Origin of the sequence: Shouchella hunanensis (assembly GCF_028735875.1) — a bacterium.
GTDB classification, from domain to species: Bacteria; Bacillota; Bacilli; order Bacillales; family Bacillaceae_D; genus Shouchella; species Shouchella hunanensis.
On sequence record NZ_CP117834.1, the window covers coordinates 155,097 to 180,585 of the forward strand.

At 40.7% G+C, this 25,489-nt stretch carries 30 protein-coding genes and 1 other annotated feature; of the genes, 5 read left to right on the plus strand and 25 right to left on the minus strand.

What is annotated here, in order from left to right; genetic code table 11:
* Positions 1–54 precede the first annotated feature (54 nt).
* Complete coding sequence (gene asnB / locus PQ477_RS00910; RefSeq protein ID WP_274272832.1) at positions 55–1,938, plus strand: asparagine synthase (glutamine-hydrolyzing); 1,884 nt, start codon at positions 55–57, stop codon at positions 1,936–1,938.
* A gap of 65 nt (positions 1,939–2,003) precedes the next feature.
* Here asnB and PQ477_RS00915 read toward each other — a convergent pair whose 3' ends face one another.
* From PQ477_RS00915 to PQ477_RS00970, 12 genes are all read right to left on the minus strand, one after another.
* A complete protein-coding gene (locus tag PQ477_RS00915; RefSeq protein WP_144559296.1) occupies positions 2,004–2,450 on the minus strand; it encodes a chemotaxis protein CheW in 447 nt (148 codons plus the stop codon).
* On the minus strand, positions 2,440–4,386 hold the full coding sequence (locus PQ477_RS00920; protein ID WP_144559297.1) for a chemotaxis protein CheA: 1,947 nt from the start codon (positions 4,384–4,386) through the stop codon (positions 2,440–2,442). The genes PQ477_RS00915 and PQ477_RS00920 overlap by 11 nt, the downstream gene beginning before the upstream one ends.
* Positions 4,387–4,560: 174 nt before the next feature.
* Positions 4,561–4,929: a hypothetical protein gene (locus PQ477_RS00925; RefSeq protein WP_144559298.1), complete on the minus strand. Its 369-nt coding sequence runs from the start codon at positions 4,927–4,929 to the stop codon at positions 4,561–4,563.
* Between the two features lie 81 nt (positions 4,930–5,010).
* A complete protein-coding gene (gene phoU, locus PQ477_RS00930; protein ID WP_035395439.1) occupies positions 5,011–5,658 on the minus strand; it encodes a phosphate signaling complex protein PhoU in 648 nt (215 codons plus the stop codon).
* A gap of 12 nt (positions 5,659–5,670) precedes the next feature.
* Complete coding sequence (gene pstB / locus PQ477_RS00935; RefSeq protein ID WP_274272833.1) at positions 5,671–6,447, minus strand: phosphate ABC transporter ATP-binding protein PstB; 777 nt, start codon at positions 6,445–6,447, stop codon at positions 5,671–5,673.
* 16 nt (positions 6,448–6,463) lie between these two features.
* A complete protein-coding gene (gene pstB / locus PQ477_RS00940; protein WP_144559300.1) occupies positions 6,464–7,267 on the minus strand; it encodes a phosphate ABC transporter ATP-binding protein PstB in 804 nt (267 codons plus the stop codon).
* Positions 7,268–7,277: 10 nt separating this feature from the next.
* Positions 7,278–8,165, minus strand: a complete 888-nt coding sequence (gene pstA / locus PQ477_RS00945) for a phosphate ABC transporter permease PstA (protein WP_274272834.1) — start codon at positions 8,163–8,165, stop codon at positions 7,278–7,280.
* The gene (pstC, locus tag PQ477_RS00950; protein ID WP_035395442.1) at positions 8,162–9,091 is read right to left on the minus strand and encodes a phosphate ABC transporter permease subunit PstC; all 930 of its coding nucleotides are present in this window, start codon (positions 9,089–9,091) and stop codon (positions 8,162–8,164) included. Before pstC ends, pstA begins: the two co-directional genes overlap by 4 nt.
* Positions 9,092–9,182: 91 nt before the next feature.
* Entirely contained in the window at positions 9,183–10,112 is a 930-nt protein-coding gene (locus tag PQ477_RS00955) for a phosphate ABC transporter substrate-binding protein (RefSeq protein ID WP_144559302.1), read from the minus strand.
* A gap of 217 nt (positions 10,113–10,329) precedes the next feature.
* Positions 10,330–10,803 (minus strand): DinB family protein, encoded by a 474-nt coding sequence (locus PQ477_RS00960; protein WP_274273533.1) that lies wholly within the window; start codon positions 10,801–10,803, stop codon positions 10,330–10,332.
* A gap of 72 nt (positions 10,804–10,875) precedes the next feature.
* The gene (locus tag PQ477_RS00965) at positions 10,876–12,339 is read right to left on the minus strand and encodes an amidase family protein (RefSeq protein WP_035395446.1); all 1,464 of its coding nucleotides are present in this window, start codon (positions 12,337–12,339) and stop codon (positions 10,876–10,878) included.
* Positions 12,340–12,387: 48 nt separating this feature from the next.
* A complete protein-coding gene (locus PQ477_RS00970; protein ID WP_274272835.1) occupies positions 12,388–13,080 on the minus strand; it encodes a gamma-glutamyl-gamma-aminobutyrate hydrolase family protein in 693 nt (230 codons plus the stop codon).
* A gap of 130 nt (positions 13,081–13,210) precedes the next feature.
* On the opposite strand from PQ477_RS00970, the gene PQ477_RS00975 reads away from it, so the two are divergent.
* Both PQ477_RS00975 and PQ477_RS00980 read left to right on the plus strand, forming a co-directional pair.
* A complete protein-coding gene (locus PQ477_RS00975; protein ID WP_060703844.1) occupies positions 13,211–14,326 on the plus strand; it encodes an NAD(P)/FAD-dependent oxidoreductase in 1,116 nt (371 codons plus the stop codon).
* Positions 14,327–14,400: 74 nt separating this feature from the next.
* A complete protein-coding gene (locus tag PQ477_RS00980) occupies positions 14,401–14,844 on the plus strand; it encodes a DUF4385 domain-containing protein (protein WP_144559304.1) in 444 nt (147 codons plus the stop codon).
* 1 nt (position 14,845) lies between these two features.
* On the opposite strand, the gene PQ477_RS00985 is transcribed toward PQ477_RS00980, so the two are convergent.
* From PQ477_RS00985 to PQ477_RS01030, 10 genes are all read right to left on the minus strand, one after another.
* On the minus strand, positions 14,846–15,469 hold the full coding sequence (locus PQ477_RS00985; RefSeq protein WP_035395450.1) for a uracil-DNA glycosylase: 624 nt from the start codon (positions 15,467–15,469) through the stop codon (positions 14,846–14,848).
* 6 nt (positions 15,470–15,475) lie between these two features.
* A complete protein-coding gene (locus PQ477_RS00990) occupies positions 15,476–15,610 on the minus strand; it encodes a hypothetical protein (protein ID WP_274272836.1) in 135 nt (44 codons plus the stop codon).
* A 28-nt stretch (positions 15,611–15,638) separates the two neighbouring features.
* Complete coding sequence (locus PQ477_RS00995) at positions 15,639–16,787, minus strand: amidohydrolase (protein ID WP_246117041.1); 1,149 nt, start codon at positions 16,785–16,787, stop codon at positions 15,639–15,641.
* Positions 16,788–16,846: 59 nt separating this feature from the next.
* Positions 16,847–17,134: an AbrB/MazE/SpoVT family DNA-binding domain-containing protein gene (locus PQ477_RS01000; protein WP_144559305.1), complete on the minus strand. Its 288-nt coding sequence runs from the start codon at positions 17,132–17,134 to the stop codon at positions 16,847–16,849.
* Positions 17,135–17,348: 214 nt separating this feature from the next.
* Complete coding sequence (gene rpmA / locus PQ477_RS01005; RefSeq protein WP_038481584.1) at positions 17,349–17,627, minus strand: 50S ribosomal protein L27; 279 nt, start codon at positions 17,625–17,627, stop codon at positions 17,349–17,351.
* 4 nt (positions 17,628–17,631) lie between these two features.
* Positions 17,632–17,973 carry a ribosomal-processing cysteine protease Prp gene (locus tag PQ477_RS01010; protein ID WP_035395455.1) on the minus strand — a complete coding sequence of 114 codons (342 nt, stop codon included), beginning with the start codon at positions 17,971–17,973 and terminating at the stop codon, positions 17,632–17,634.
* Between the two features lie 5 nt (positions 17,974–17,978).
* Complete coding sequence (gene rplU / locus PQ477_RS01015; protein WP_035395457.1) at positions 17,979–18,287, minus strand: 50S ribosomal protein L21; 309 nt, start codon at positions 18,285–18,287, stop codon at positions 17,979–17,981.
* Between the two features lie 12 nt (positions 18,288–18,299).
* Positions 18,300–18,373: a sequence feature (ribosomal protein L21 leader region), on the minus strand.
* 55 nt (positions 18,374–18,428) lie between these two features.
* Entirely contained in the window at positions 18,429–19,913 is a 1,485-nt protein-coding gene (locus PQ477_RS01020; RefSeq protein WP_274272837.1) for an Rne/Rng family ribonuclease, read from the minus strand.
* Between the two features lie 69 nt (positions 19,914–19,982).
* Positions 19,983–20,768, minus strand: coding sequence for a M50 family metallopeptidase (locus PQ477_RS01025; protein ID WP_144559307.1), 786 nt, complete (start codon positions 20,766–20,768; stop codon positions 19,983–19,985).
* A 49-nt stretch (positions 20,769–20,817) separates the two neighbouring features.
* Entirely contained in the window at positions 20,818–21,537 is a 720-nt protein-coding gene (locus tag PQ477_RS01030) for a peptidoglycan DD-metalloendopeptidase family protein (protein ID WP_052008030.1), read from the minus strand.
* A gap of 119 nt (positions 21,538–21,656) precedes the next feature.
* Here PQ477_RS01030 and PQ477_RS01035 point away from each other — a divergent pair, with 119 nt between their 5' ends.
* Positions 21,657–22,574, plus strand: a complete 918-nt coding sequence (locus PQ477_RS01035) for an aldo/keto reductase (protein ID WP_274272838.1) — start codon at positions 21,657–21,659, stop codon at positions 22,572–22,574.
* Positions 22,575–22,603: 29 nt separating this feature from the next.
* On the opposite strand, the gene PQ477_RS01040 is transcribed toward PQ477_RS01035, so the two are convergent.
* Positions 22,604–23,137, minus strand: coding sequence for a biotin transporter BioY (locus PQ477_RS01040; protein WP_274272839.1), 534 nt, complete (start codon positions 23,135–23,137; stop codon positions 22,604–22,606).
* A 154-nt stretch (positions 23,138–23,291) separates the two neighbouring features.
* Between PQ477_RS01040 and PQ477_RS01045 the strand changes: the two genes are divergently transcribed.
* A complete protein-coding gene (locus PQ477_RS01045; RefSeq protein ID WP_052008031.1) occupies positions 23,292–23,747 on the plus strand; it encodes a cyclic pyranopterin monophosphate synthase MoaC in 456 nt (151 codons plus the stop codon).
* Between the two features lie 214 nt (positions 23,748–23,961).
* Here the strand turns inward: PQ477_RS01045 and minD are convergent, their stop codons facing one another.
* Together minD and minC are read right to left on the minus strand one after the other, a co-directional pair.
* Positions 23,962–24,759 carry a septum site-determining protein MinD gene (gene minD / locus PQ477_RS01050; protein ID WP_035395463.1) on the minus strand — a complete coding sequence of 266 codons (798 nt, stop codon included), beginning with the start codon at positions 24,757–24,759 and terminating at the stop codon, positions 23,962–23,964.
* A 32-nt stretch (positions 24,760–24,791) separates the two neighbouring features.
* Positions 24,792–25,478 carry a septum site-determining protein MinC gene (minC, locus tag PQ477_RS01055; RefSeq protein WP_144559309.1) on the minus strand — a complete coding sequence of 229 codons (687 nt, stop codon included), beginning with the start codon at positions 25,476–25,478 and terminating at the stop codon, positions 24,792–24,794.
* Between the last annotated feature and the right edge of the window lie 11 nt (positions 25,479–25,489).

The window sequence follows — 25,489 nt, forward strand, 5'->3', positions numbered from 1 at the left end:
TTTTTATTGATGATAGGAAAATTTATATCCAATTTATGCGGAGGTGCCTCACTAATGTGTGGTTTTATAGGAGAACTGTTACACAAACATAATGAAACTAATCATGCAAGCGACCAAACCTGGAATGAAGCCTTAGAAGTTATTCATCATCGTGGACCAGATCAAACTGGTGAATATAAAGATGGCTTTGTTCGCCTTGGCTTTAAACGTCTTAGCATTATTGACTTAGAGAATGGCTCTCAACCATTTTCTTACGAAGATGACCGCTACCAGATGGTCTTTAATGGTGAAATTTATAACTATATTGAGCTTCGTGAAGCATTACAGGAACAAGGTGTTACCTTTCATACTCATTCCGACACAGAAGTGTTAATTGCTCTTTTTGCCCATGAAGGAAAAGACATGATTAAAAAATTGCGCGGTATGTTCGCGTTTGCGATTTGGGACACTGAAGAAAAAACGCTTTTCTGTGGTCGTGATCGATTTGGTATTAAGCCATTTTACTATATGCGTGATAATGGTCGAATTCACTTTGGCTCAGAGCAAAAATCATTGATGCCATACATTCAAGAAATTGAAGTGAATACGGAATCGTTGCAACACTATGCTACTTTTCAATATGTACCAGAGCCAAATACATTAACAACAACGGTTGAGAAATTGTTGCCTGGACATTGTTTAACCATCGATCAGAATTTATCAATTGAAGTAACAAGCTACAGTGATCGCTCTTTTTATCAACAATCTCGCAACCAGTCTCTTGAATCATTAGTGACAGAAACAAAAGAAGTACTAATAAATTCTGTCGAAAAACATATGCGCTCGGATGTACCAGTCGGTTCGTTTCTTTCTAGTGGCATTGACTCTACAGCGATCGTTGCGATGGCAAAAGAGCAGCACCCTGACTTATTAACATTCACAGTTGGTTTTGAAACACAAGGCTATAGTGAAATTGATATTGCTCAAGACTCCGCTGACAAATTAGGTGTCCGCAATATTTCTAAGATTATTACACCCGAAGAATTTTTACATGAACTTCCGAAGATCATGTGGCACATGGACGAGCCAGTTGCTGATCCAGCAGCAGTCCCTCTCTATTTTGTGGCAAAAGAAGCAAGTAAACATGTAAAAGTAGTTTTATCCGGTGAAGGGGCAGATGAGCTATTTGGTGGCTACCGAATTTATCGTGAGCCTTTAGACTTAAAATTCTTTGATAAAGTTCCTAAGAGCCTTCACCCTGCATTAAATCGTCTTGCACACCGTCTGCCATCTGCTGTTAAAGGACGAGGATTCTTGTTAAGAGGAACAACGCCGATAGAAGAGCGTTATGTCGGAAATGCCTTTATCTTTAATGAAGAGGAAAAAAGAGAGTTATTTCACTCTTACAATTCATCTCATCCTTACACAAATGTTACACGCCCACTTTATGATGCTGTGCGTGACTATGATGATTCTACGAAAATGCAGTACGTTGATATGCATACATGGCTTGCAAGCGACATACTTGTTAAAGCAGACCGTATGACAATGGCTCATTCTCTCGAATTACGCGTACCATTTCTTGATAAAGAAGTGTTTGAATTTGCGCGTGCACTTCAAACCGACTTTAAGCTTGCCAATAAAACGACAAAATTTGTTTTGCGCGAAGCTATGAAGGAAATTGTTCCTGAGTCCATTGTATCTCGAAAAAAATTAGGCTTCCCAGTTCCAATTCGTGTTTGGTTAAAAGACGAGCTGTACAGTTGGGCTGAGCAAACGATAAAAACGAGCGGAGCTGACGAATACTTTAATAAAGACTATTTGCTAAGAATGCTTGAAGACCATCGTCAAGGAAAAGCAGACTACAGTCGAAAGCTATGGACAGTGCTTTGCTACATGATGTGGCATGACTTACATCTTGCGCCAACGAATGAGACGGCAATTAAAAACGTTATGTAGTAAAAACTTGCTTACAGCAAAAAACAGCTCATGGAAAGAGTTCCATGAGCTGTTTTGTTTATCGTTTAGGAGGCTAGACATTCTGTTTCCAAAAACGCTAGAAAAGCTTGTAAATCGATAATCGTTACAAAACGATCGCCCATTTGCACGAGCTGCTTTGAAAACGAACGATCCATACTTTGTTCCTGTAGATCTTGAAAAGCCCCTTCTTCTACTTGAACAATATCGCTTGCTTCTTCCACCAATAGGGCTACGTTTTTATCTTCCCATTTACACACAAGTAATCGTGTATGTATAGTACCTTCTGTCTTTTCCTGCTCGAATACGTTCTTCATATCGACTACTGCAATAAGTTCGCCTCTTACAAGTATGACTCCTTCAATAACCGTCGGCGTATTTGGAACAGTCGCGATGGTTTTGAGCCTTTCAATGGATAGGAGCTGGCTAAGTGGTAGCCCGTATTGCTGCTGTCCACTAGTAAAAACAATGATTTTCTCTAGATTATTGCTCATGATAAGCCCTCCATTGATTCGTGAAAAATAAAGAAGTGTCTACAACCATAGCAATATTTCCATCGCCAAGAATCGTTGCCCCTAATAATCCTTTTGTTGTCTTCAATAAATGACCGAGAGTTTTAAGGACAATTTCACTATGACCAATAAAATCGTCTACACGAAGAGCGACGAGCTTGTCTTTTTGATATAAAACCACAACGGACCATTCCTCTTCCTCTAAAGGATCTTGTGCACCAACAAATGCTTGAAGAGAATAAAGCGGAATAAACTGTCCTCGAACGTGTATCATGGCTTGATCTTGCGAATACTGAATCGCCTCTTGTCTGACTGTTGCTGTTTCCAAAACAGCTGATACTGGAATAGCATATGGCCGGTTGTCTACTTGAACGAGTAAGGCTTCCATAATCGACACAGTAAGAGGTAAGGAAATCGAAAAAGTAGATCCTTTCCCTGCTGTTGAATAAACATCAATGGTACCGCCGATTTTTCCTAAATTTGTTTTTACAACGTCCAAGCCAACGCCTCGACCTGACAAGTCAGTCACTGCTTCGGCCGTACTAAATCCTGATTGAAACAGTAATTGATAAATGTCTTCATCCGCTCGCTGCATAGCTTCTTCTTCAGAAAGGAGATTTAACTTAAGAGCTTTTTGCAATACTTTCTCGCGGTTTATACCGCCTCCATCATCTTCAATCTCAATCGCTACTCGACTACCCTTGTAAAATGCCCTTAACGTTATCGTACCTTTTTCCTTTTTTTGTTGTGCTAAGCGCTGTTCTTTTTGTTCAATTCCATGGTCAATGGAGTTTCGTAACAAATGCAAGAGCGGGTCGCTTAATTCATCAATTAACGCTTTATCAATTTCTGTTTCTCCACCCTCAATAACAAAATCGATGTCTTTCTTTACCTCTTTAGCGATTTTGCGGACCATTTTTGGAAACCGCGAAAAAATCGTGTCGAGTGACATCATTCGAATGGATAACATAACCGATTGAAGGTGGCTTATGCTTCGATTAATTTTTTCAGTTGTTGTCGTCAAGTCTACATCGTCCACTTTTTTGGATAACTCTTCTAAACGGCTCTTTTCGACAACAAGCTCCTCAAATAAATACATAAGCTCATCAAGCTTACCTAACTGAACACGGATTGATTTTTGCGTTTTTTCTTCTCTGGCTTCTTGCTTACGTTGCTCAGGAACGGCTGTGGGTGTCTGTTGCTGTATCGTAAAATCTTTAACGTCTACATGAGTGATTTCTGTTAGCGATCCAACCGATTGAACAATTTCATTAGTTTCTACACCTGTAGCTGCAACTACTTGAAAGGTCTTTTCAAATAATCCTTCTTCAAGCGCCTCTGTGTAAGGGTTTGTGTACAGAATTTCACCTAGCTTACTGATTTCACTGATGACCATGTATGCACGCACACCTTTTAGCATCGCTTGTTCATCAACACTAACGGTAATCGTCTTAACCGAGATCCCTTCTTGAACGGCCTGTTCAATAATACGCAACGTATGTTCATCCATCTCTTGACTCGTAGATGTTTGTTGACCTGAACCTTGGTTAATCGCATCTAATTGCTGTTTAAGCTCTGGTGTGTGTGAGAGCTCGATACCTTGTTCGGCAACAGATTCAATTGAGCTATCTAAAAAATCAACGATGGCGTAAAAAAAATCGACATAGTGATCAGTTAAGCGTACTTTTTCCGATCGTAAATCATCAAGAACATTCTCAAATTGATGGGTGAGCTCTGCCATAACGGTAAAGTTCATCGAAGCAGCCATCCCTTTTATTGTGTGTGCTGATCGGAAAATATCATCAAGGGTTTTCCCTTGATGTTCTTCTTGTGCTAATTTTGGTAAATGCTCATTTATAAGTGAAAGGTGTTCAAGACTTTCATCAATAAACATGGACACATAACGGTTTTGACTCAATGGATTCTCCACCTTAAAAAAAGAATACGAGGAGATTTACCCTCGTACTCTTTATCGGATTGGTTTGGTTAGAAGTTTATAGTATTGTTTATTTCAGCGAGAGACTCTCTTATTACCTATTATGTGAGACAAAACGTTAAGTGCAACTAATCACGTACCCATGAACTATTACCATCACCGTCCATTTACGCCAAGTAACCATACTGTTAAACTAGCAAACACAACAATACTCATATGTATGGAAAAACCTGCATAGTCTTGACGCTTTAAAGCCATTCTGCTCGTTTCAAAAAAGAAAAACATCAGCAAGGCAATGGCACCTTTTACGGCATAATAAGGCATAAATTGATACATATATAGACTAACACTACCCGTTAAAAGCAAAAGAATTTGCGTAACACGAACAAACAGAGCGACTAATGTACGCCCAGTTCGAATGTCTCTCCAAGTTAGCAATAGCCAGATAGCAGCCCCGATAAAGAACAGTGGCCAAACGTGATTATGAAACGACAAATACGGTAAAAAGGTTTGGGCAGGAATCACGCAATGCCCTCCTTCAGCTGTAGAATAAGAATACCTACTCAGTATAGCATAAAACAAAAAAACGAGAGCAAAGAACCCTCGTTAGTTTAAATCAAAATGGTGACCATTCGCTTCATAAATAATCCATTCTGATAAATTCGTTGCATAGTCAGCAATACGCTCTACATAACGAGCGATAAAAGCTAACTGAGTCGTTCCTTCCACATTTTGTTCGTTCACATCTTGTCTAAATAAGCGTTTAATAAATTTCCCGAACTGCTCATCAATAAGGTCATCTTCTTTCGCCAATTGCTGTGCAGCAATGACATCTTTTTCTTTATAAGCGATTAGCGCTTTTGCAACCATTGCCCGGGCATCCTTTGCTAAAGTCGTTAACTCAGTTAACGTTGCCTCGTCGACATCTGAAAGTCGTCTTGACACTTTAGCCATATCGACTGCTAAATCCGCTACGCGTTCTAAATCACCGCTAATTTTCATCACAACGATCAGCTTGCGTAAATCACCTGCAACTGGTTGTTGTCTAGCAATAATATCAAAAACTTGTTCGTTTAATTCTAGCTCTCGCTTATTGATCTTTTTATCATTTGCGATAATCGCTTCTACTTTTGTCGTATCACGATGCTCAAACGATTGAATGGCTTCGTCTAGCTGTATGAGCGTACGTTCACCTAATTCTTGAATATGCGATACAGTTTCCTCAAGCTGTTGAACAAACATGCTTCGTAACATTTGGTTCGCTCCTTATCCAAATTGACCTGAAATATAAGCTTCTGTCCGCTTATGTTCCGGATTTGAGAAGATCTTACGTGTATCGTCCATTTCAATCAGTTCACCCATATAGAAAAAGGCGGTTTTGTCCGAGATGCGAGCGGCTTGCTGCATGTTATGTGTGACAATGACAACCGTATAGGTCCCTTTTAAATTGGAAATAAGTTCTTCAATTTTTGTTGTTGAAAGCGGATCTAATGCACTCGTCGGCTCATCCATTAACAGGACTTCAGGTTTCGTCGCAAGAGCTCGTGCAATACATAGACGCTGTTGCTGCCCTCCAGACAACCCCATTGCGTTTTTGTTTAATCGATCTTTTACTTCATCCCATAAAAAGGCACCTTTTAAGCTTAATTCAACACGTTCATCAAGCTCTTTTTTCTTCCGAACACCATGCACTCTGGGCCCGTAGGCTACGTTTTCGTAAATGGATTTTGGAAATGGATTAGGCTTTTGAAACACCATGCCGACATGCTTTCGTAATTCTGCTAGATCCATTGAAGAATGCAGAAGATTATCCTGCCGATAATTTAATTCCCCTGACATTCGAATTGTTGGATTTAAACGTGACATTAAGTTCAATGTTTTAATAAATGTTGATTTACCACACCCTGAAGGACCGATAATGGCTGTCACTTCTTTTTCATGTAAATCGAGATTAATATTTTTCAAAGCATGGTTTTGGCCGTACCATAAATTAAAGTCTCTCACGCTGTAGACTGATTTTATTTCCTCTAATGTCGCCACCATAGCAAATGTCTCCTCCTTACCCAAATCGACCAGAAATATAAGCCTCTGTTTGTTTATGATCAGGGTTACTAAACAACTTTTCTGTTGGATTCGTTTCGATTAGTTCACCATTATAGAAAAACGCCGTTCGATCAGACACTCGTGAAGCTTGCTGCATATTGTGTGTCACGACAACAACTGTATATTGTTTTTTGAGTTCAATCATTAATTCTTCTACTTTAGCAGTAGCAATTGGGTCGAGTGCTGATGCAGGCTCATCGAGTAAAATAACCTCAGGCTTTAATGCTAACGTTCTGGCAATACATAAGCGCTGTTGCTGTCCACCTGAGAGTTCAAGTGCTGAATCATGCAAGCGATCTTTTACTTCATCCCATAGCGCAGCTTTTGTAAGAGATTCCTCAACAATGTCTTTCCACTGCTTTTTCGGCACACCGTGAAACCGTAAGCCATGAGTCAAGTTATCGTAAATGGACTTTGGGAATGGATTCGCTTTTTGAAATACCATTCCGATTTCCTTCCGCAACGCTACAACGTTGACGTCGTCACTTAATAAGTTCACTTCCTCATACATCATGTTCCCAGTTACTCTTGCCGATGGAATTAAGTCGTTCATTCGATTAATACTTCGCAAGAACGTCGATTTCCCACAGCCTGAAGGACCTATTAATGCCAGGATTTCATTCCGATGAACAGCTAAATTTAAGTTTTTCACAGCATGGTTTTCACCATAATAGATATTAATATCTTCTGCTTTTAGTAACGTTGGTGCAGTCATCATTTCTGTTTGTTCCACTTCTTTTTGAACGGTCAGCGTCGACATCAAATTCCTCCTATTTTGCAGACGTTAATTTTTTGTGTACGTAGCGTCCTAGTAATCGAGCTACTAAGTTAAATAAGAGAACCGCAATGATAAGAACGAGAGCCGCGCCATCGGCAATATCTCTTGCATCAGGAACAAGCCCTTGTGTATTCACTTTCCAAATGTGTACTGCAAGAGTCTCTGCTGGTCGAAACACATTAAGAGGTGATGTTTCTGATAACGGGTTGAAGTTCGCCCAATCTAGCCTTGGTGTTGTCACACCTGACGTGAAAAGTAAGGCTGCTGCTTCACCAAACACACGACCTGCAGATAAAATCACTCCTGTCAAGATGCCGGGAAACGCTGCTGGTAAAATAATGGTTCGAATGGTATCCCAATGCGTAATTCCTAATGCCAAACTTGCTTCTTTTTGCTCTCTTGGTACGCTCGTAATAGAATCTTCCACAACACGAACCATTACTGGTAGATTAAATACTGTTAATGCAAGAGCTCCACCTAATATAGAGTAGCTCCACCCTGTTAGTTGAACAAAGACAAGTAAACCAAACAAGCCAACAACAATGGAAGGCAATGACGCCAGCACTTCAATACAAGTACGTATAAAATCTGTCACTTTCCCTGGTTTAGCGTATTCAGCCATATAGATGCCGCCGCCTAAACCGAGCGGTACAGTGAATAACATGGTTAATACTAAAATGTAAAATGAATTAAATAACTGTGGTCCAATTCCTCCACCTTCTCGGAAAGAGCTAGGTGGGCTTGTTAAAAAGTCTAAATCAAGCTGGCTAAAACCACGTACTACTATATAACTAATTAAACCGGCTAATACGGCAACGATCACAAGTGCAATCATCGTAAATACTGACGTTGCTAATCGATCTGTCCATCGTTTATTCATGAAAAACGCCTCCTAGATGACAAGAAACGAACGATGATAATGAACAAATAAGACATAACAAGCAAAATTAATCCGAGCGACCAAAGCACATTGTTTTCTGTACTACCTGGTACCGTATGCCCCATGTTTAATGTAATAATCGTCGTTAATGTTGCGGTTGGATCAAGTAAAGACTCAGCAATTGTGCGAGAGTTTCCGATAACCATTTGTACTGCAAGGGCTTCACCAAATGCTCGAGCCATCCCTAGCACTACAGCGGTTAATAACATAGGTGTTGCTGCTGGTACAATCACACGCCGAATCGTCTGCCATCTCGTCGCACCGAGTGCCAATGACGATTCTCTCATCCCATTTGGTATGGACCGAAGAGCGTCTGTTGCTATGCTTGTAACAGTTGGTAAAATCATGATGGATAACACGATCATTCCGGCTAAAAGACCAAATCCTTGGCCACCAACATTTTCTCGGATAAATGGAACAATGAGAGTTAAACCGATAAACCCGTATACAACAGAAGGAATACCAACTAATAACTCTACTGCTGGTTGAAGAATTTTCCGACCCCAGCTTGGTGCAATTTCTGTCATATAGATAGCGGCACCAATTCCTAAAGGTGCAGCTACAAGCGCAGCTAAAATGGTGACGGCAAATGAGCCCACAATAAATGGTAGAGCGCCGTATACCGGTCCACCTTGCTCTGCACTTCTTGATGGGTTCCATTCTAAACTTGTTAGAAATTGTATAGGGCTAACTCCATCAGCTACAAATGCTTGTATCCCACGCAAAACGAGAAAAAGCGTAATGGCTAATGTTGTTAAAATAATAATGGCCGCACATGTATAAACAACAAGTTTTCCAGTGCGTTCTTTTTTTATCGTTTTTTTCTTGTCTAGCAAACGGTCTGCTACAGATTGGGTAGCTGGCATGAACTTCTTCCTCCTTGATCTTCTCCTCAATGAAAATCAATGTTTGAAAAAGAGACTCGACTTGTGGAAGCAAAGTCTCTTTTATTTATCTTTATTTTGCTGTTTCGTTTCCTTCGGCATCTCTTTCCACTTGCATACCGGTTTCTGGAATATAACCCATTTCTGGAATGACGCCATCTTGAACCGTTTCACTGAATAAGAAGTCGATAAACGCTTTTGTTAACCCTTCCGGTTCCCCATTTGTATAAGAGTGCATATATGCCCAAATTGGGAAGTCCCCAGACATAACATTTTCGTCTGTTTGTTCGACTCCATCTACCGACAATGGAAGCACAGAACCTTGATCATCATAATAAGAAAATGCAAGGTATCCAATCGCTCCTGGTGTCTCGCTAATAATTTGACGAACGGTACTTGATGAGTCTTCAGTAATGGCATCTGAAGAAGGTTCATTTCCTTCTAAGCCGTATTTTACAAATGTATCTCTCGTTCCTGAAGAATCTGGACGATTTACAAGAACGATGTCTTGATCAGCACCACCAATTTCACTCCAATTTGTTACTTCTCCTGTAAAAATATCAATCATTTCTTCTGTTGAAAGATCGTCTACTCCTACTTCAGGGTGAGCGGCTGGTCCCATTCCAACAACTGCAATTCGGTGATCAACCAAGTTGGAAGCATCAATATCATCTTTCTCTTCTGCAAATACGTCAGAATTTCCAATCTCGACCTGTCCACTTGCAATGGAAGAAAGACCTTGACCAGAACCTCCAGCTTGTACAGAAATACTCGCTTCTAAATTCTCTTCCATGAAGACTTCACTTGCTGCCGCCACGAGCGGTTCCATTGCACTAGAGCCAGCTACGAGAATGCTCCCTGATACTTCTTCGCTGTTGGTATTCTCATCAGCTCCACCGGTTGATGCATTGTCTCCTCCTGTATTTGCTCCATCGTCTGACCCACATGCAGCTGCTGTTAATAGAAAGGCTGCGAAAACGGCTCCAAGGTTTAGCTTCTTCATCTGTTTTATTTCCCCCTATTTGTTGAGCGGTATCGTTCTTACAAGCCCAAGTATAGTTGTAAAGTATTAAGTTCATTTATGGCTCATGTAAAGCTTTTGTAAAAAGCATGAAGGTGGCATTTACAAACATTTGCACATTCAGGCTACGTATCTTGACTCTTCCAGCACAAAAAAGCACATGGCGCTTAACTTCTCCATGTGCTTTCATACATTTTGTTTATCTTGATTGTTCTTTCGTAGGTCCGTATAGACCAGGAACTGTTAAACCTGCTTGACGAAGTAGGACTGTCATTTGACCACGATGATGGGCTTGGTGATTTATCAGTAAACGCAACATCGCTCCTTTTGTCAAGGTTGCTCCTAATGCTTGAAGTTCTTCCTCCATAAATGCATCTGAATTCACCTGCTCCACAGCGTGTAACAACGCTTGGCTGACACGTTCATAAGAATCTTTCATTACACTTGCACTACTAGGCTGTTTGTCGGAAAGGTCCACATCCAGATTAAGACCGAGCTGCCCAACAAAAAAGACAGGCGAAGTAGTCAAATGCCAGCCTAGCCAACCCAATGTATTATGCCCCTCTTCAATGGCTTGTCCTAACTTCTCGTCTGATAGGGCATTTAATACTGCTAGTGTTAACTGAGACTCCTGTTTCCACTCTTGAATAAAATCGTCAACTTTACGATACATCATGTCCAACTCCTTTTTTCTATCATATAGTAGTATAGTAAAAAGCATCTCATCCATTCAAGCAAGACGAACTCAACCTTGCCAACGTTCACTTTGCTCAAGGGTTAAAGCTAAACGAAATAATAACGATTCGTTCCCTTTTGCTGCCATCGCTTGAACGCCAATCGGCATTCCTGCTTTTGTTTTGTAAACTGGCAAACTGATGGCCGGTTGACCTGTTAAATTAGCCAGTTGTGTAAACGGTGTGTACGTCAAACTTGGTAAAAACATTTCATATACAAACGCTAGTTGCTCTTTTGCAGCCAGCTGCTGAATTTGCTCTTTCATCTTTCTTTCATCAGCAGCAGAGGGGGTCAATTCACCAATCTTTGGTGCGATGGAAGCGGCACTAGGCGTAAAATAAAGATCATAGGTTTCGTGGAATTCCATGGCAATTGCCGCATGCTGATCCCAAGTTGTTAAGCTATTGGCATAATCAGCGGCTCGAACATTTTTTCCAGCTTCCGCTAATACAAAAGACTCTGTCTCGAAATCCTCTTCATGTAATTGACGATTTAAAGATTGTTCTAGTCGCTGCCGTACGTTTGCCATCTCTCCTGCATTCATCAAATAATATTGCTCCATTAATGAGCGCCCATCAATTGCCGGCGTCGCCTCTTCAACGTAATGACCTAAAGAATCAAGATATTGAATCGTTTCCATAAGTGCTTGCTTTGCTTCGCTAGAAACAGGCGTCCCGACTGGCGAAGTGTACGAATAAGCAATTCGTAATGGAGAGAGTCGTTTAGATAAAGATCGCTCAAATCCCTCTTCAAAAAGCGGTGTATGAAAAGCGGCTTCTGGTTGATGAATTTGCAGGACATCCAATGAGCGAGCACTATCACGAACAGAGCGACTGAGTACAAAGTCAATTGCTGCTCCTTGCCACTGCCTTCCGACTCCTGGTCCAACTGGCGTTCGTCCTCTCGTTGGTTTTAAACCAACAAGGCCACTAAAAGAAGCGGGAATGCGAATGGAACCACCACCATCACTGGCACCTGCAATTGGTACGATTCCACTTGCCACAGCAGCTGCAGCTCCACCGCTCGACCCACCTGGAGAATAGGATTCATTTAGTGGATTTTTGGTTGCACCGTATAATTTCGGTTCAGTAATATTCTTCAATCCAAATTCCGGAGAATTCGAGTAGCCCATCATACAAAAACCGGCTTTTTGAAGTCGTTTGGTGTAGTGGCTTGTCTTTGTCGCAATAGATCCTTTTAACAAACCACTTCCTCCATTCATTTCTTCTCCTTCGAGCGCTTGCGATGAATTTTTCAATAAAAAAGGAACGTGATAAAACGGTTCATTGTGGTTTACTGTCTCCAGTTCGTTAAAGACCTTTTCTTCTCGAGTTGAAAGAACGGCATTTAACTGTTGATTCGTTGCAATTCCGTCCAAGCAAGCTTGCAACACCTCAGTCGGCTTTACTTTTCGTTCTTTTACTAATGAGCTTAGCCCTACACCATCGTACTGCTTGTATTCATTAAAATTCACGTTAGATACCTCCTTTTCTTCAGTATAAAAGAACGCACATCATTTTGCTTATGATGTGCATGCATGAATAAAGGCTTGAAACAATTTTTTCGACTGCTCATCTGTCAAATTTTCCGGGTGCCACTGAACACCAATTTGAAAAGGGTGAGATTGATGTTCAATTGCTTCAATTACACCGTCATTCGTCCAAGCAACCGCTTGAAAAGGAAATGATACATTGCGGACAGCTTGATGGTGAAAACTATTCACGTACATAGTCGTGCAGTTAACAATTGATTCTAATTTCGACGATGCCTTTAGTTGAATTTGGTGACTTCTATATTCCCTAGGTGCTCGTTGACGATGTTGCACGAGTTCTCCTTCATATTGTGTGTGTAAGTCCTGATACATATCGCCTCCGGCTGCAATAGTTAAGATTTGCATGCCACGACAGATACCCAATATTGGCTTTCCTTCAGCTAAAGCCGCTTTCGCTAGTTCGTATTCAAACTGATCCCGCTCGGGGGTAAGATCGCCTAAATCCGGGTGTGGATCTTCATTAAATAACATCGGGTTAATGTCCCCGCCTCCTGTTAATAACACGCCGTCTACTGTTTTTATGTAGTGCCATGCTTTGTCAGGCTCAATGTTTGGTAAGACAACCGGAAGTACAGTTTTACCATTTATCGACGAGATATTGTCGATGGCTGTACTCAGTCTTCCTTCTTCAACAATAGATGAGGTAATTCCAATTAGAATCATTTGCAAGCCTCCTTTATTACTTACACTATGCGTAGCCTTAAAAATGATGTCAAGGGCACAATTGACATTTCCTACTGAATTCGCTACGCTTTTCTAATGATCGTTTGAACAGAAGTGAGGCATTTTATTTATGAAGCGAATTGTGATTCTTGGTGGTGGAATTGTTGGAAGTTCCACAGCTTTTCATTTAGCAAAACAAGGCTATGACGTCATTCTAATAGATAGCCGTCATCCCCATCGTGCTACAAATGCTGCAGCCGGCATTGTTTGTCCGTGGCTATCAAAAAGAAGAAATCAAGCATGGTACCAATTAGTAAGACGAAGCGCAGCTTATTACCCATCGTTTGTGAAATCATTAACAGCATTTGGTGGAGAAGAGACTGGATTTAAGCGTACTGGAGCCTTATGGATACATGAAAAAAAAGAGAATGTTTTAGAAACTATTGAGCGTGCAACAGAGAAGCGTCGGGAGGCACCGGAAATTGGTTTGCTCACTTATCTTGAAGGGGAAGAGCTACAGGAGCATTTCCCTCTTCTCCACTCAGAGTATTACGGTGTCTTAGTAGAAGGGGCAGGTCGTGTAGATGGTCAGCTGTTAACAAACTCAATTCAGCAAGCTGCTCAAGCCCTCGGTGCTTCAATTCTTCACGATGAGGCATCTGTAAAAGAGCATGAGGATGGTCGAATTGCCGTCGTTACAAGTGCTGGCGAACTCGACTATGATGAACTTATTATTACGAATGGTGCCTGGGTAAAACCGCTTTTCGAATCAACCTCGATGACAATCGATATTCGGGATCAAAAAGCACAAATTGTCCATATGCAAATTGATGCAGATACATCTCGTTGGCCAGTTGTTATTCCTCCTGGAAATCAATATCTTCTCGCTTTCGAAGGAGGAAAGATTATCGCAGGTTCTACTTACGAAAATCATACAAACTTTGAACCGTCTATAACCGTTGACGCCGTTCATACAATACTTCATGAAGCACTGTCTGTCGCTCCTGGTTTAAAAGCAGCTACATACATTGATACAAAAGTCGGCTTCCGTCCAGTTGCCCCTCACCATATGCCATTGTTCGGAAGACTACCGAACCAAAAAACAGTATGGATTGCAAATGGACTTGGATCTACAGGTCTTACTGCTGGTCCATATATCGGCTATGCACTTGCTGAATCTGTCGCTAATCGAGAAGTACCGCTCTCTCCATCCCTGTTTGATGTAGCATCTATTATCAAGCACTAAGTCCAGTCCATACGCTGGGCTTTTTTTGCTTACAGATTGTGTCATACGGGTATGGTATGAATGGAGGTGTTAGGATGAGCTACTACAAACAAATGGATAAACATGCGAATCATCGTAAATCCCCTGAAAAGTATTTAGTAGGCAGAGGCGAGCAAGGGGTCTTAATGGTTGAACCCTATAAAAGTGAAATTTTACCTCATTGGCGCTTTAAAACACCTGATATCGCTAAGGCTTCTGCAGAGAAAATATACGAACAGTTTCTCCAATATCAAAAGGAGGAAGATTTCGTAGGTATGGACATGGCAAGAAAATTTCTGCAAATGGGCTATACGAGGGCAAGACGATATGCCAATTATCCAGGTGGAAAAAAATACGATCAAGATGGTCATTTAAATAAACGAGATATTGATGAAGAAAAGGCAAAAGCAGCACGTTATTTTGAAGAAAAGTGGAAAATAGTTCGAGAAGATAAAGACTATTTAAACATGAAAAAACAGCATCAAGACCGTTATGGATAACTTACAAAATGGTCAAGAGCTGTTTTAAACGTTTCATGTCAGCTAGTATCGTTTCTTTAATGGCCGGTCGGTAAAAAATAGAAGAAGGATGATACGTCGGAAAGATGATTGCCCTATTATCTCGTATGTACGTACCCTCTAATCCATAGGAAAGCAGTTTTGTGCAAAAAGGTTTTCCATGTTGCTCGCTTACCTTAAACGGAGAACCAGCTAAGCGTTCCAAAGCTATTCTGCCCAACGTAACAATGACTTCAGGCTGAATAGAAGCAATCGTTTCATCTAGAAGAACTGCATGCGCGGCAATCTCCCTTTTTGTTGGCGTACGATTTCCGCGTTCTTGTATCGGCTTGTTTTTGCTTTTTCGATCTGTTTTATAAGGCCTACTACGAACAGTACTTGTCACATAAATCTCCTCACGACTTAGACCGATTAACTGTAAGTACGCTTCAAAACTTTGTTCAGATCGTCCCGAAAAAGGTTTTCCCGTCACTAATTCCGTTCGTCCTGGTGCTTCCCCAACAAATAGAACACGCGCCTTTTCATTGCCTTCCCCATGTAAAAACCCCTCGCAAGGGAAAGGCTGCATTCCTCGTTGTGCGTCTCGTATTAATTCCTTTTTGAGCATTGTTTCTTAGCCTCTTTTAGTCTTTAATTGGGCTTGTAAGAGCGCTAACTTCGTAATGCATCGTTTACGCTCTCCATCGCTTGTTGCGCACCATATCATTTGATGCAATGTGTGAAGCTGGTTTTGATCTCGGCTTTTCATAGAAACCTACTTCCTCTTTTTCGTCTTATTACCTAGTATAGACCGCTTCACCATTTATAATCGTCTGTTCTACTACAGTGTCAATCGCTAATGGATGACCACTCCAAATCACAATATCGGCATCTTTACCGCTTTCAATGGTTCCTACTCGATGTTCTAACTGAAGATGTTCTGCTGCATACACCGTGATGGCTTTCAAAAGTGTATGTTCATCAATCCCATGCTTTCGCGCATACCCTGCAGTCGTTACTAAATGTTCAATTGGAATAACTGGATGATCTGTTGTGATGGTAAACGGAACACCTGCGTCTGCAAAACCTTTCACCGTATCCCAGCTCTTATTAGCAAGTTCTTGCTTAGACCGTGCAGAAAATGTCGGTCCAATCGTAAAACGAAAGCCACTATCAAGCAGTTCTTTTTCAACGAGATGACCTTCTGTTACATGCTCAATGGTTATTTCAATCGAAAATTCTTTTGCTATCCGAATGGCTGTCATAATATCATCTGCTCGATGTGCATGAATGCGCATTGGTATGTCACCCTTAAGAACTGGCAACAGTTGTTCCATCCCCAAATCCCTCGTCAATAATTCACCTTTAGCTTTTCGATTATAGTAATCCTGTGCATGCATTAGTTCTTGACGAAGAACAGCAGCAACCCCCATTCTCGTTATAGGCATTTTTCCTTTTGCCCCGTGAACTGATTTCGGATTCTCTCCTAAAGCGGCTTTCATCGCTGATGGTGCTCTAACAATCATTTCTTCTACAGAACGACCAGTTGTCTTGATTACACACGTTTCGCCACCAATCACATTCGCGCTCCCTGGAAGAACCTGAACGGTTGTCACACCCGCTTTTCGCGCATCAAAGAAGCCACTATCACTTGGGTCAATCCCATCAAGAGCTCGTACTTCTGGTGTACACGGTTTAGTGATTTCGTTAAAATCATGACCCGCTTTTCCCACATCTTGTGCGTAAACACCTAGATGAGTATGAACGTCTATAATTCCAGGTGTAACCCAGCCTCCATTTGCATCGATGATCACGCAATCTTCTTTGCTATTAACCTTCGTTGCAACATCAATGATTTGATGTCCTTCTAGTAAGATTTCAACAGATTCTTCTTCTGTCTTAACACCTGACCAGACTTTACCGTTCCTTATGACTGTTTGTTTCACTTTATCCTCCCCTTTCTCTATACTAGTTCGACGCAAAAAAACCGCTGCCTTCTTTTTGGCTAACGGTGGGAATCCTCCATTTTTTCTTGTAGTTCTTTAATGAGTTGTTCGGCGCCTTCTTTACTCAAACAAATACTACCATTTGCGAGTTTAATATTTTCATCCGAACTCTCCCCAGTAATTAAGCACGCACTGTAGGGCTGATATTTCTCAAGTACAATTTGATCTCCATCAATTAAAATAGCAAGAGGTGTTTTAATTTCAATATTTAACATGCTTCTTAACTCTTTGGGAATCACAATTCGGCCTAACTGATCTAACTTTCTAACAATACCTGTTGATTTCACTTTTTTAACTCCTCCTTGATTTGACGAATTCCTAATTTTACCTATTTATTCACCACTCTAGTTTACTTCATCTTTTCCTGTTTTAACAGTGTGTTTCGACAAAATTAGTGTTAAGTCGCATCGGAATTCCAAAAGCTGCTAGCTTATCTAGTACTTTTTAATCATTTTCGCACAGCTGTTTTTTCAACAAAAAAAACCTTGCGTATGCAAGGTTTTATGCTGGATATACACTAACTTGTTTACGATCACGACCAACGCGCTCGTATTTAACAACACCGTCTACTTTCGCAAAAAGAGTGTCGTCTCCACCTTTACCAACGTTTGTTCCAGGGTAAACGCGTGTACCTCTTTGACGAACAAGGATTGATCCTCCCGTTACCGTTTGACCATCAGCACGCTTTGCGCCTAGGCGTTTAGAACGAGAATCACGACCGTTTTTCGTACTACCTACTCCCTTTTTCGATGCGAAAAATTGAAGGTCCATTCTTAACATATCGTCACCTCCTGTCGGTTTCAATACTCATAAATGAGCGATATGATTGTTCCATTGAATGAAGAGAAAGTTCCATCCCTTTCAAAAGCAATTGAACTTGATCATATGTTTTTGTATCCAGATTTTCTGGAACTTCACAGTGTAAATAACCACCTTCTGAACCAGCCAAATCAACAACAAGATCAACACCACATAACGAATGAACAGCATTTATCGCTCCAATGGAAACAGCAGAAGCACCTGCACAAACAATATCTTGTCCATGAGGACCTGCTTCAGCATGTCCGCTCATCGTAAACATGGTAATATTCTCTTCTTGATCATGGTGAAATTGAATACGTATCATCGGGCTTAGCCGTTAATTTTACCAATTACAACTTTTGTATACGGTTGACGATGACCTTGCTTACGACGGTAGTTTTTCTTCGCTTTCATTTTGTATACGATGATTTTCTTATTACGTCCGTGTTTTTCAACCGTTCCCGTAACAGATGCACCTTCTACGAATGGAGCGCCGACTTTTGCTGAATCGCCACCTACAAATAGGACTTTATCAAAGCTTACTTCTGCTCCAGCCTCAGCATCTAGTTTTTCAACGTAGATCTCTTGACCTTCTTGAACTTTGATTTGTTTACCACCAGTTTCAATAATTGCGTACATTTCTGCACCTCCTCATAACATAAGACTCGCCATTTTAGGCAGGAGCGTATCCGTTTAACACCTAATCCGCGCGGTTGTAAGTTCATTGGGTGCCACCAAATCACTAACACACATCATCATAGCACAGTTTCGAATTCACTGTCAATCATTGTTCGTAAGGGTTTTAAGTCGTTTTTTTGCAGCCTGTTCGTCACCTTGAAACAGAATATCATATGGCTTTTCGACTGGCAGTTGGTTTGTGCTTAGAAAAATAATACTTGAATTCAACCAATACTCTAATCGCTTTAATACAGCTTCATCGTTTTCATGAAATAGATGAACTAGCTCTGGACGAGCTTGAATAAGCATGCACTCAGCACCTCGTTGCTGGGCTAATTCATTTTCCAGTTGAAAAGCAAAGCCATGATTCGTAAGAATGCGTCCACTGCCTTGGCAAGTTGGACAAGTTTCCTGCAACATATCTGCCATCGGTAACGATGCTTTTCGGCGTGTCAGCTCTAGCATGCCTAGCTTCGTAAAACCCTTTACACTTGTTTTAACATGGTCCTGAAGTAACTCTTTTTCAACTCGCTTCAAGATGTCTCGTTGTGCTTTTTCGCTTTCCATTTCGATAAAATCGATTAAAATCATACCGCTATAATTTCGTAAGCGTAGTTGTTTACAAATTTCCACTGCTGCTTGCTGGTTTACTTCAAAGGCCATTTGGGGTTTTGTTGCTTTTTTAGTGTATTTTCCTGAGTTTACATCTACAACAGTAAGCGCCTCTGTTTCATCAATGATTAAATAGCCACCATTCTTCAACCATAGATGGCGTCGTAACGCTTTGTGAAGCTGACCTGAAACAGATAAGAAAACATCTTCACTTCCTACTGTAAGTCGAACCCTTTCCTTCAGTGATGCAGGTAGGAGTTGTTTCAACATTTGAAAATCATCATAATCGTCAACAATCCATTCATGAAGCTCATCGTTCGACTGGCGTTTTATCAATTGCTCAATTAAAGATGAACCTTGGAACAGTTGTGACGGAACTTGTGACTGATTTGTCTGTGTTCTCTTCCATAGTGCTCTTAGAAAACGCATTTCCTCTTCAATATCGGCTAGTGTAGCTTTTTCACCTTGCGTTCTTACAATAACGCCCTCTTCGCCTTGTAGAAAAGAAGTAACGTGCTCAGCTAGAGATTGGCGCGTCTCTTCTTCACGAATCTTCTTTGATATGGATACGCCGTGCCCTTCTGGTAAGTAAACAAGCGCATGTCCTGGTAGCGAAATTATTTCTGTTAGTCGAGGCCCCTTTGTTCCATCGCTTTCTTTCGTTACTTGCACGATAATCTCGGTACCTGCTTTTACATATTGGTTGATTGACCGCTCCTCGTTCCCTTGACGAGCATCCCTTTGAAAAGCTAACAACTCGTCTCGATGAAGAAAACCGTTCTTTTCGCCACCGATTGACACAAACGCAGCCTGCATGTTTGGCATCACTTTTTCGACTTTCGCTTTAAAAACAGATCCAACTAGATTAGGAATAAACTCGCTCTCGATATACCACTCTACTACTTTTTCATGATCGTCAATAACGACCGCTTCTCTTTTCAATGCTGTTTTTTTCATTCTTATTGTTTTGGCCATTCGTATACTGCTCCTTTTTCCTACCTTCTTATTGTAAAGGATGCAAAAAGAAGACACAATCATGTCTAGTTATCTCTTATTCAATTCGTCTATGGTCACGTGCGCTCCTTTTTGAAAGTAGACGTCTAACACTGCCGCTAATGAGTAAGTGGTTCGAACATGATTCTCTACTAATACAACAGTGTGTAAGTGATTTTTTCTAATCTTCTCACTCACTACTCTAAGCGTCGTTTCTTTCTCAACATAAAGATTCGACCTTTTTGTTGAGGTTTGATCGTCTAATTTAGCCATTAAAAAACGTATAAATCGATAATTCCGTTGGCGATAATCTAAAATCAAGGTGAGGATCAAGAAAGAGAAAATCATGATGAGATTTAACTTGAGCATAAAAATTAGTACAACAAAGAAACCAATGAAAAGCAGGATAAGTGACGTTAACCGTGTTGCTCTCATTGCCAGTTTATAAGGCAGGAAAGCACTGTACAGAAGATGGACAAGTCTCCCGCCGTCAAGGGGATGAATGGGAATTAAATTAAAGAGTAAAATGGCCATGTTGTGACTGATAAATAGTTGATGGTCTTGTACCATCCAAACGTCTGTCGTGTGTAAAAGGAAATAGGAAAGCCCCATCATCCAAGTATGTTGTAAGGGGCCCCAACAGACAATCCATGCCTCTTCTCTAGCAGGTCGAATGCCTTTAGGTTCTAAAACAGCGGCTCCACCGAAAGGCAGTAGTTCAATTTTAATAACGTCCCAATTAAACCGCCGCGCCATCCATACATGACCCATTTCATGGACAAAAACGATGAATAAGAGCATGAGCACTTCTTTAAAACGCCCACTTAACACACCCATTGCAATAATGACCCAAAAAAACGGGTGGATGTGTATTTTTTTTAGAAAATTAATCAAAGTTCATCACAGTGCTAGGGTCAATGTACTCACCATTTTCTTTTAATGCGAAGTAGAACAATCCTGCCTGCTCTTCATCCGCTTCTAGGATCGTACCAATTGCCGATCCTTTTGATAAAATATCATACGGGCGTACATGAACATCATCTAGCATTCCATAAACAGATACAGTTCCGTCTTGATGCTGAAGCTCAACCACTTGCCCAAGTGACTCTTCATCTTCATACAAATTAATGACATGACCGCCTTTCACTGCCTTTACAACTTCTTCAACACCTGTTTCAAGTAGAATGCCCTTTCGATCTTCTGAGAAGCTTTCTTTAATACTACCTGAAGCAGGTAATGCATAATTGACAATGTCATCACTACCTTCTTGTGCCCTTTGATCAGGCAATAGTTCCAATGGTGAACCAAATACACTTTCAAAATAAGAAGAAACAGCCGCAAATTGAAAATGTTCTTCAAAAGAATGATTGACGAATGCTTGAACACTTTCCGCTTGCTTATGATTAGCATCATAGGCGATTCCGATTGCAAAGAACAAACAACCTGATAGAATCGCTTGCAGCGCAAATTTATGAAAGCGAGAAGAGGTTGGCTCCTTGTCTTCTAACCGTTGAAATGGCATTCGGTCCTCTACTTGTTTAGGGTTGTCTTCTTTTTGCTTCTGCATGGAAGCAATTTGTTTTTCAATTTGTTTTCGTCGATCCACCTTTAAGCCCTCCTTAACGTGCGAAACACACTTTCTTTCATCGTATGACTTGTCCTGTTCATCTATTCAGATTAATACTAAAATAAATAGGGAATAGATTCTCAAGAAGGAGTGGTAATATGGAAAAAAGGAAACTTGGACAATCGTCCCTATACATCAGCAAGATGGGATTAGGTGGAATGTCTCTTGGAACAAACATAGAAACCGCTAAATCCATCATTGATGAAGCACTTGATCTAGGCGTTAATTACTTGGATACTGCGGATTTGTATGATTATGGGCAAAATGAAAAGATTATAGGAGAAGCAATTAAAGGAAAGCGGGACCAAGTCATTCTTGCGACAAAAGCTGGCAATCGGTTTACACCAGGAAAAGAAGGCTGGGAATGGGACCCTTCTAAGTCTCATATAAAAGATGCCGCTAAAAATAGTCTTTCACGTTTGAACATTGACTATATTGATTTGTTTCAGCTACACGGTGGAACCATTGAAGACCCTATCGACGAGACGATCTCTGCTTTCGAAGAATTGAAAAAAGAAGGATACATTCGCGAGTATGGTCTTTCTTCCATCCGTCCAAATGTCATTAAAGAATATGCGGAGCGCTCTGGAATCGTCTCCATTATGATGCAGTACAGCATCCTTGATCGTCGTCCAGAAGAATTATTCCCTTATTTAGAGGAGAAACCTATTAGCGTTGTTACTAGAGGGTCATTAGCAAAAGGCATCTTAACAAATCGAGCATTGCAACAGGTGAAAGCAGCTAAAGATGGCTATTTATCCTACTCTTCAAAAGAGCTAGCACAATTAAGAGATGTTCTTCAACAAAACTATGGGCACACCCACTCATTAAATGGACTTGCCTATCACTACTGTTTATCACACTCACCTGTTGCAAGTGTCGTAGCAGGGGCAAGCAGTATAGAGCAAATTCGACAAAATGTAAAAGCTGTTACAGACGAATCATTAGCACAAAAAGAGTTGGAGAATATCGCACGCATTGCAAAACAAGATGTTTATGAACAGCATCGTATGTAAAAAAAGACCGTGGCCCCGGTCTTTTTCTCTTAAATGGCTGGAACTGCTCGTAGTACTCGAAGCGTTATAAAAGTCGCAAGAATGGCTTTTAAGACATCTCCAGGTACAAAAGCTAGTGTCATTCCAAATGCTTCTTTTATTGAAACACCAGTAGTAGCCGCTAAATAGCCAGCACCACATATGTATAGTAAACCTAATCCAAATAGAAGATTTACACAAAATACGTTAAAAAACGTTCTCTTTTTCATTCTTGACACAACGTACCCTACACTTAGCGCGACAAGCATCCAGCCAATGATGTACCCCCCAGAAGGACCGAAAAGTACTCCAACCCCACCTCTTCCACCAGCAAGCAAAGGAAGGGAGCATGCAACAAGGAAAACAAATAATAATACGGCTAAAAATCCTCGTTTTGCACCAAGTAGACCACCAATAATCATTGGCGCAATGGACTGTGCTGTAATTGGCACAGGCGATATCGGTAACGGAATTGGAGGTATCGCTCCAAGCACTGCCATTACAGCTGTCATCATTGAAATTTTTGTTAAATCTTGAATCCCCATTCGACTTACCCCACTCTTTTTTCTTATACATTAGCTGAAGAACGCCCTATTGTCAACTTAATTTATAAACGGTTAACAATCATGACAATCTTGACGTAGACCGGTTCTGTCGATTATGATTACGGTAACAATCTGTCGAGAAAAGAGGGGTAGGATGAGGCGAAGGCAAGAAGTTGATTCTAGTGGCTTTATTGATATTTCATCAATGAATGCAATAAAACAGCATGCTTATGCAAAATCAAGCGTTCAAATTGATAAAGAGCTCTACGAAAACTTTCAAAATGGCGATTTACGGCATAAGCATATTTTAGAGAACGCACGTTTTGCTGGGATCATGGCTGCTAAAAACACATCAACGCTTCTGCCAAATAACCACCCAAAAGAACTAACGTACATAGCGATACAGTTTAACTGGGAAGTCAATTCAGGCAGCTGGGATTTAATTATAGAGGTAGAGGCAAAAGCAAAGCACCCTTTGCCGATTCACACAGAAGCGATGGCGGCAGCTTCTATTGCCGCATTAACTGTTTATGATTTATGTCAGCACGATGCGCAATCGATTGTGCTAGGACCTACTTATCTTTCTCGGAAAGGCAACCAAAGAGCGTGAATCGCTCTTTTTTCTTTTGTTTAACGCATTTCCCTAAACCGATTTAAAAAGCGATCGTCCCATTAGGTAGTAGCAAGCAAAAGCCCTTTCTTTTTGTAGAAGCTCATCAATTCGATCCATCTTCAAATTAGAAGTCTCTAAAAACAAAAAAAAGCTAACCCCATTAAAGTCTGATACATGACCTTAATGGACTCAGCTCCGTTTCTACTTTTCCTTATCGAACACCAAACAAACGTTTGATCTTTGTAAACATTGTTGTCGATTCTTCAATTGACATTAAAGGAATCGTTTCTCCAAGAATTCTACGTGCTATATTTCGATAAGCAATAGATGCTTTGCTCGTTGAATGTAAAGCAATCGGTTCGCCTTTATTAGAATGCTTTATCACTTGATCATCATCGAGCACAATGCCAATTAAATCAATTGCAAGGATCTTCGTAATTTCGTCTACATCGAGCATTTCACCATTTTTCACCAAGTGCGTTCGAATTCGATTAATTACCAAACGAGGACGTTCAACGTTCTCCTGTTCAAGAAGACCGATAATACGATCCGCGTCTCTTACAGACGAGACTTCTGGCGTGGTAACAACAATCGCTTTATCTGCACCGGCTACCGCATTACGAAAGCCATGCTCAATCCCAGCTGGACAATCAATAATCACAAAGTCGTATTCTTGTTTTAATTCATCTACAAGATGCTTCATTTGCTCTGGTAAAATGTCCGTTTTATCTTTCGTTTGTGCTGCAGGAAGTAAGTACAGATTCCCGTCGAAACGTTTATCTTTAATCAATGCTTGGTGCAAGTCACAGTTACCTTCCACGACATCAACTAAGTCAAAGATGATCCGATTTTCTAAACCCATCACAACATCTAAATTCCTTAAGCCAATATCCGCATCAATTAAGCATACTTTTTTTCCTTCTAGAGCAAGCGCAGTTCCAATGTTTGCAGATGTAGTTGTCTTTCCTACACCGCCCTTACCACTTGTAATTACAATTGCATCGCCCACGCTCATATCCCCTTTCTTTCGTACGATCCAAATTAAGAAACCGCTTCGGCCTCTTTTAATCCTCTACTCTCTACATCAAATAAACGTTGCACTTTTGTCAAGGTCATTTCACCGCTCGTACTGTCGATAAATACCGCCTGCATCTCAGCATCTTCAATTGTTTTATCAGCAAAATGAAGCATATGTTCATGAATATGTAAGCTTGTTGGAGACATATGGCTCGCACAAATAAAGGCACTCGTATCACCGTTATAACCGGCGTGAGCCTTCCCTTTTAACGCCCCCATAATGTAGATATTGCCAGTAGCCATTAAACAGCCACCCGGATTCACATCACCAATTAGAAGGACATTTCCTTTCATTTTAACGATTTGACCAGACCGAATCATTCTCGTTAAGGTTGCCGTCTGTACTTCCTCTTGCATCGCTTTTGCCTTTTCAACCGTCACAACATTCGAATGATAGTGATGGACGCGCAAATGGCTATTCGATGTAATAATGGATTCAATCGTTTCCTGATCGGATTTAGTTAATAATCGATTACCTAAATCAATTTGTACGTAAACAATTGGATCATTCTTCTCGCTTTTATAGTAATCAGATGATAATTTCTCACGAAGATCTTCTATTAACTGATCAAATGAACAACGATCATCTAACAAAAAGATCAAACCATCTTTTGTTCCTTTTATTGTAACGAGTGATTTCACTTGTGACATCCCTATTTCAC

What these genes read in the sequence shown, in the direction of transcription:
- asnB (WP_274272832.1), top strand. Translation starts at nt 55, where the DNA reads ATGTGTGGTTTTATAGGAGAACTGTTACACAAACATAATGAAACTAAT.
- PQ477_RS00915 (WP_144559296.1), bottom strand. Translation starts at nt 2,450, where the DNA reads ATGAGCAATAATCTAGAGAAAATCATTGTTTTTACTAGTGGACAGCAG.
- phoU (WP_035395439.1), bottom strand. Translation starts at nt 5,658, where the DNA reads ATGTTACGAAGCATGTTTGTTCAACAGCTTGAGGAAACTGTATCGCAT.
- pstB (WP_274272833.1), bottom strand. Translation starts at nt 6,447, where the DNA reads ATGGTGGCGACATTAGAGGAAATAAAATCAGTCTACAGCGTGAGAGAC.
- pstB (WP_144559300.1), bottom strand. Translation starts at nt 7,267, where the DNA reads ATGTCGACGCTGACCGTTCAAAAAGAAGTGGAACAAACAGAAATGATG.
- pstA (WP_274272834.1), bottom strand. Translation starts at nt 8,165, where the DNA reads ATGAATAAACGATGGACAGATCGATTAGCAACGTCAGTATTTACGATG.
- pstC (WP_035395442.1), bottom strand. Translation starts at nt 9,091, where the DNA reads ATGCCAGCTACCCAATCTGTAGCAGACCGTTTGCTAGACAAGAAAAAA.
- PQ477_RS00955 (WP_144559302.1), bottom strand. Translation starts at nt 10,112, where the DNA reads ATGAAGAAGCTAAACCTTGGAGCCGTTTTCGCAGCCTTTCTATTAACA.
- PQ477_RS00960 (WP_274273533.1), bottom strand. Translation starts at nt 10,803, where the DNA reads ATGTATCGTAAAGTTGACGATTTTATTCAAGAGTGGAAACAGGAGTCT.
- PQ477_RS00970 (WP_274272835.1), bottom strand. Translation starts at nt 13,080, where the DNA reads ATGATTCTAATTGGAATTACCTCATCTATTGTTGAAGAAGGAAGACTG.
- PQ477_RS00975 (WP_060703844.1), top strand. Translation starts at nt 13,211, where the DNA reads ATGAAGCGAATTGTGATTCTTGGTGGTGGAATTGTTGGAAGTTCCACA.
- PQ477_RS00980 (WP_144559304.1), top strand. Translation starts at nt 14,401, where the DNA reads ATGAGCTACTACAAACAAATGGATAAACATGCGAATCATCGTAAATCC.
- PQ477_RS00985 (WP_035395450.1), bottom strand. Translation starts at nt 15,469, where the DNA reads ATGCTCAAAAAGGAATTAATACGAGACGCACAACGAGGAATGCAGCCT.
- PQ477_RS00990 (WP_274272836.1), bottom strand. Translation starts at nt 15,610, where the DNA reads ATGAAAAGCCGAGATCAAAACCAGCTTCACACATTGCATCAAATGATA.
- rpmA (WP_038481584.1), bottom strand. Translation starts at nt 17,627, where the DNA reads ATGTTAAGAATGGACCTTCAATTTTTCGCATCGAAAAAGGGAGTAGGT.
- PQ477_RS01010 (WP_035395455.1), bottom strand. Translation starts at nt 17,973, where the DNA reads ATGATACGTATTCAATTTCACCATGATCAAGAAGAGAATATTACCATG.
- rplU (WP_035395457.1), bottom strand. Translation starts at nt 18,287, where the DNA reads ATGTACGCAATTATTGAAACTGGTGGTAAACAAATCAAAGTTCAAGAA.
- PQ477_RS01020 (WP_274272837.1), bottom strand. Translation starts at nt 19,913, where the DNA reads ATGGCCAAAACAATAAGAATGAAAAAAACAGCATTGAAAAGAGAAGCG.
- PQ477_RS01025 (WP_144559307.1), bottom strand. Translation starts at nt 20,768, where the DNA reads ATGGGTGTGTTAAGTGGGCGTTTTAAAGAAGTGCTCATGCTCTTATTC.
- PQ477_RS01035 (WP_274272838.1), top strand. Translation starts at nt 21,657, where the DNA reads ATGGAAAAAAGGAAACTTGGACAATCGTCCCTATACATCAGCAAGATG.
- PQ477_RS01040 (WP_274272839.1), bottom strand. Translation starts at nt 23,137, where the DNA reads ATGGGGATTCAAGATTTAACAAAAATTTCAATGATGACAGCTGTAATG.
- PQ477_RS01045 (WP_052008031.1), top strand. Translation starts at nt 23,292, where the DNA reads ATGAGGCGAAGGCAAGAAGTTGATTCTAGTGGCTTTATTGATATTTCA.
- minC (WP_144559309.1), bottom strand. Translation starts at nt 25,478, where the DNA reads ATGTCACAAGTGAAATCACTCGTTACAATAAAAGGAACAAAAGATGGT.